This window comes from Alkalibacterium sp. m-11, from assembly GCF_054658155.1.
Genome location: NZ_BAAGIR010000137.1, coordinates 1 through 4,916, shown reverse-complemented (window position 1 = coordinate 4,916; position 4,916 = coordinate 1). Strand labels below are relative to the sequence as shown.

General features: G+C 40.0%; 6 protein-coding genes. All 6 read left to right on the top strand.

The window, feature by feature from the left end:
• The first annotated feature begins 119 nt into the window (after positions 1-119).
• Positions 120-497 (top strand): amidohydrolase family protein, encoded by a 378-nt coding sequence (locus ACYQ2O_RS10470; protein ID WP_459796568.1) that lies wholly within the window; start codon positions 120-122, stop codon positions 495-497.
• Positions 494-1,423, top strand: coding sequence for a YitT family protein (locus ACYQ2O_RS10465; protein ID WP_346024491.1), 930 nt, complete (start codon positions 494-496; stop codon positions 1,421-1,423). The genes ACYQ2O_RS10470 and ACYQ2O_RS10465 overlap by 4 nt, the downstream gene beginning before the upstream one ends.
• Before the next feature lie 45 nt (positions 1,424-1,468).
• Positions 1,469-2,122, top strand: a complete 654-nt coding sequence (locus ACYQ2O_RS10460) for an ABC transporter ATP-binding protein (RefSeq protein ID WP_346024490.1) — start codon at positions 1,469-1,471, stop codon at positions 2,120-2,122.
• Positions 2,119-2,883, top strand: a complete 765-nt coding sequence (locus tag ACYQ2O_RS10455) for an ABC transporter permease (RefSeq protein ID WP_459771132.1) — start codon at positions 2,119-2,121, stop codon at positions 2,881-2,883. Before ACYQ2O_RS10460 ends, ACYQ2O_RS10455 begins: the two co-directional genes overlap by 4 nt.
• A 258-nt stretch (positions 2,884-3,141) precedes the next feature.
• Positions 3,142-4,110 (top strand): 3D domain-containing protein, encoded by a 969-nt coding sequence (locus tag ACYQ2O_RS10450; RefSeq protein WP_459771130.1) that lies wholly within the window; start codon positions 3,142-3,144, stop codon positions 4,108-4,110.
• 357 nt (positions 4,111-4,467) lie between these two features.
• Positions 4,468-4,656: a hypothetical protein gene (locus ACYQ2O_RS10445; protein WP_459771128.1), complete on the top strand. Its 189-nt coding sequence runs from the start codon at positions 4,468-4,470 to the stop codon at positions 4,654-4,656.
• The last annotated feature ends 260 nt before the right edge of the window (positions 4,657-4,916 follow it).

Genomic DNA, 4,916 nt, shown 5'->3' with positions numbered 1-4,916 from the left:
ATGTTTGTTGGTAACTACATTTTACCAAAGAGAGGTGTCTTTTTCTGTACTTTTAAGTTCAATATTCTAACTGATCTTTACGGTAAAAGGATAGAACGTCGTTCTTAGGGGTGCGAAACTTGAGTTACTTATTTAAAACAATGAAGGATAAAGGGGTTCATCAGTCATTCAGTAGCGATGCACCGATCGTTTCATTCGATCCGTTTGAAAATATTCAGTGTGCAGTTACACGAAACAGACTGAATGAGCCGCTTGAGAAAGCCTATCTTCCTAACGAAGCGATGTCTATCTATGAGGCAGTCGATGCCTACACTTATGAAAGTGCCTATGCGAGCTTTGATGAGGATATAAAGGGACGAATTAAAGAAGGTTATCTGGCAGACTTTGCTATACTGAATCAGGATATTTTTTCAGTTACTCCTTCTGAGATAAAGAATATAACAGTGAATTCCACTTATGTAGATGGAATAAAAGTGTATGAGGAGGACAAGGGATGATCAATGAGCTAATCACTAAAGTGCGTTTGAAAAATTTTATGCTTATCATAATAGGCTCAGTTTTATATGCGACCAGTGTGAACGTCTTTACTGTACCAAACGATTTGGCTGAAGGAGGCCTGACTGGGTTTTCTCTGATCCTTTTTTATCTTATCGATATCCCACCATCTTATACGATTTTTATTATCAACATGTTCATACTGGCTGTTGGATATAAGTTTCTTGACAAAAAAACGCTCCATTATACTCTCGTAGCCAATGCGATCATTTCGGTTATGCTCCTCGTGGTCACAGGTTATCAGTTCATTCCTGAAACGACTTTGCTAGCCCCAATCGGTTCAGGCATTTTTATGGGTGCAGGTATTGGCCTGATTATGCTGGGTCACGGGACAACAGCAGGCAGTGATATTATTGCCAAGTTGATGGAGAAATATCTCGGGATAAATATACCAACTGGTCTTTTGATGATCGATGTGTTTATCGTCCTGCCCAGTGCATTTGTCATTGGTGCAGAGAATGCGTTTCTCACATTGATCAACCTCTACATTCAAAGTAAGGTCATTGACTTTATTCTAGAAGGGTTGAATCCGAGAAAATCCTTCTTTATTATATCTAAAAAGCATCTAGAGATTGCCGAAGCCATCGAAAACCAGCTCGGGCGAGGCATTACCATATTGGATGGACGTGGCTACTACACTAAGGAGAAGAAAGACATTCTTTATATCATCATCAGTCGACGGGAAGTTCTTCCAATTAAGCGTATCGTAGAGGCTATCGATCCGAATGCCTTCATGACCATCTCACATGTTCAGGAAGTTACTGGAGAAGGTTTTTCCTATCTGGCTCAGGAAGTGCAGGCTGAACGGATCACAGAAGCGGAAGAAGAGTGGATCGAAGAACAAAGGGTTGCGAATGAAAGTGAATAGTTTATAATGATTATTACATGATAAAAACTATAAAGGAGTGTCGCGATGTCTGACCACCAGCTCGAAATTAGTAACATTTCATTTAAGACAGACAATCAGTCTATCCTGGAGTCGATTTCTTTTTCTGTCGAGAAAGGGGAAAGGGTAACGATAACAGGACCGTCCGGAGGAGGAAAGAGCACCTTATTAAAGATCATCGGGAACATCATCAATCCGACTGACGGAAAGGTTTTGTTCCATGGAAAGAACATACAGGAGACCAATCCTCTAAAGTATCGCCAGAAGGTCTCCTACTTTTTCCAGAACGCTTCGCTCTTCGATCAGACTGTCAGGGACAACCTGTCTTTTCCATATGACATCAGAGACGAAGAATTTGATGAAGAGAAAGCGAAAGATATGCTTGAACGCGTCAGCTTGAGTCGCTCCTACCTGGATAAGCCTATCAACGAACTCTCCGGTGGAGAAAAACAGCGTGTAGCTTTGATCAGAAACATGATGTATCTTCCGGAAGTTCTCTTACTTGATGAGGTGACCAGCTCGCTTGATGCTGAGAATAAGGAAATTATTCACGGGATACTGGACACTTTAAATAAAGAGAATGGCCTGACTACATTATCTGTCACCCATGATGAAAATGAGATCAGTCAGGCAGACAGAGTGATCACGATCATCGACGGCAGACTGGAGGACTCTAAATGAACGCTAATCTGGAAATCAATAACTTTTCGCTGTTCCTTTCTACAGGTTTGCTGATCATCGCCATACTTATTGCATATAAAGAGAAGCTTGAACTCGGTAATGATATTTTTATTGCCGGCATAAGAGCAGTAATCCAGCTGTTTATTATCGGCTATGTCCTGAGCTATGTAATACAGCTTGACAATGTGCTTGTCACACTCGCTATGGTAATGTTCATAGTGTTCAACGCAGGCTTCAATGCTCATCAGAGAAGTGACGGGATACCGCATTCCTTAACTATTTCACTTTTCTCCATAACCATAGGTACTGCAGTAACTCTGGTCATTCTCGTTGTTTCCGGGGCAATTGAATGGCTGCCGTCCCAGATCGTTCCCATTACAGGAATGATTGCAAGTAATGCAATGGTCGCTATCGGATTGACTTTCCAGTCTCTGAACTCAAAATTCGCTGATCAGCGTCAGCAGGTTCTTGAAAAGCTGTCACTTGGGGCCAATGAAAAGCAGGCATCCATGAGCATTATTAGAGCCAGCGTGAAAACGGGGATGAGCCCATCGATTGACAGCACAAAGACCGTCGGACTGGTCAGTCTGCCTGGTATGATGTCCGGTCTGATATTTGCTGGAGTAGAACCGACAGAAGCCATCAAGTATCAGATCGTTGTTATGTTCATGATTATCGCAGTGACGAGTATCGCAAGCTTCAGTGCCAGCTACTTGGCATACAGACAGTTCTATAATGAGCGGAAACAGCTGACGATATAAAATAATACAAGCTAATATATTTCAAAAACCGTCTTATTTGTCACATAATTGACACTAAGACGGTTTTTGAAATAGTCTCGTAAGGATGTAATGATAACAATACAGACTGACTAAAAGGAAGTAACAGATGGTCTAAACCCCTTTTCTTTTATAAAGTGCATGGTAAGATACATACAGTTATCCGGGCAAGACCTAGGGTAAATAGCAAAAAGACACTACAGACGAGACGTGTAGTAAATTATGAAAAGGGGTATAAACTTGTTTATACAAAAAAATCAATTAATCAAAGCCGGTATTACTTTCTCAGCTGCAGGACTATTATTCCTGACTAACGAGTCTGAAGCCAGCGCAAATGAATTTACCAGTTCAAACTGGGAGCCGAAAACTGTATCGCAGATCGAACAGGAAATAGCGGCACAGAATGAGAACCAGGGAAGCGACGATGTCCTTAAATATACCTTCCAGTGGGGAGACACAATGTGGGGCATATCTCAAGCTACAGATATTTCAGTAGATAAATTGGTAAACGTTAATGATATTGATAATCGTAGTCTGATTCATGTCGGATCTACTATTTATCTAAGTAGAGACCTGTCAGTCATTTCCGTACAAAATGGTGATGAAGAAGTTGTTAGTTATGACGTGTCAAATGGCGATGCAGTTGAAACTGAGACACCTGAAGAAGTAGAAGAAGCAGTTGAAGCAGCTGAAGGAAACGTAGTAGAAGAAGCTGTTGTAGAAGAACCAGCAGAAGAAGCGGTAGTAGAAGAAACTGTTGTAGAAGAACCAGTTGAAGGAAACGTAGTAGAAGAAACTGTTGTAGAAGAAGCAGCTGAAGGAAACGTAGTAGAAGAAACTGTTGTAGAAGAACCAGCTGAAGAAGCAGTTGAGCAAACTCAACCAGCAGAAGAGTCAACAGCACAAACCTCTTCCTCAGAAAACGGCCGTTGGATGACTGTTGAGGCGACCGCATACTCTCGTAATCAGCCAGTATTGAGTAATCACACATTTACTGGAATTGACCTAAGAGAAAATTCACGTGTCATAGCTGTAGACCCTAATGTTATTCCTTTAGGATCAACAATCTATGTACCTGGCTACGGAGAATACATTGCAGGAGATACTGGTGGAGCAATCATTGGTAATCGAATCGATATTCACTTCGAAAGTCTAGATTCTGCAATTCAGTTCGGCAGACAGAGCATTGATGTACAAGTATTCGAATAAATTTCAACTTCTAAAAAGCTATAAGCGAATATTGAATTCGCTTATAGCTTTTTTGCATAAAAAATGAATATTTTACCAATGTTTAACAAATGGCTGGTTAATGTAACAGAATGAGATGAAATTGTAAAAGCCTTTTCTTTTGAATTGCTATTCATTCATGATAGAGTATTTCTATAACAGATTACGGTTATTTATATTATCAAACCAAAGCAGGAGTGTTCTGATATTACTAATATGAATAGTTTGGCCCAATTATGAGAGATTGGTGTCAGGCAAGGCTTATTGCTTTAAATCAATTAGGAATTTTGGTAATGTTTCGGTAGATAGTTGAATAACTGTATAAAAGGAGAGAGATACATGAAAAAACTTGCTAAGTTCACCGCATTGTCTCTAACCGCAGGTTTGCTGCTTGGTGCTTGTGCTGATGGAGAGGATATGGAAGAAGACTTTCCAGGCGTTGAAGATCCGGCCACTGAAGATGAAGTGGAAGATAATGGGACAGATGATGGCATGGACGGCGATTTAGATGAAGATACAGACGAATAATAAGCATTAAATTGATAAAAAAATACGGTAACTCCCAATAATCTATGAAAAATTATGTTTCCCAAATTTCTCGTTGCTCGTATGATGATTTCTGTCGATGAAGGTAATATAATCCAATCATTGTCTGGATTATACAGCTTTATAACAGATCCAGTAAAGCAACGAGAAGTATAAGAAGGCATGTTTAAAAAACTTCGTTTTTTTGAAGTTTTTCGAGATATGTAAAATCACTTCTACAGTATTAGTCCGTGTACTGTAGA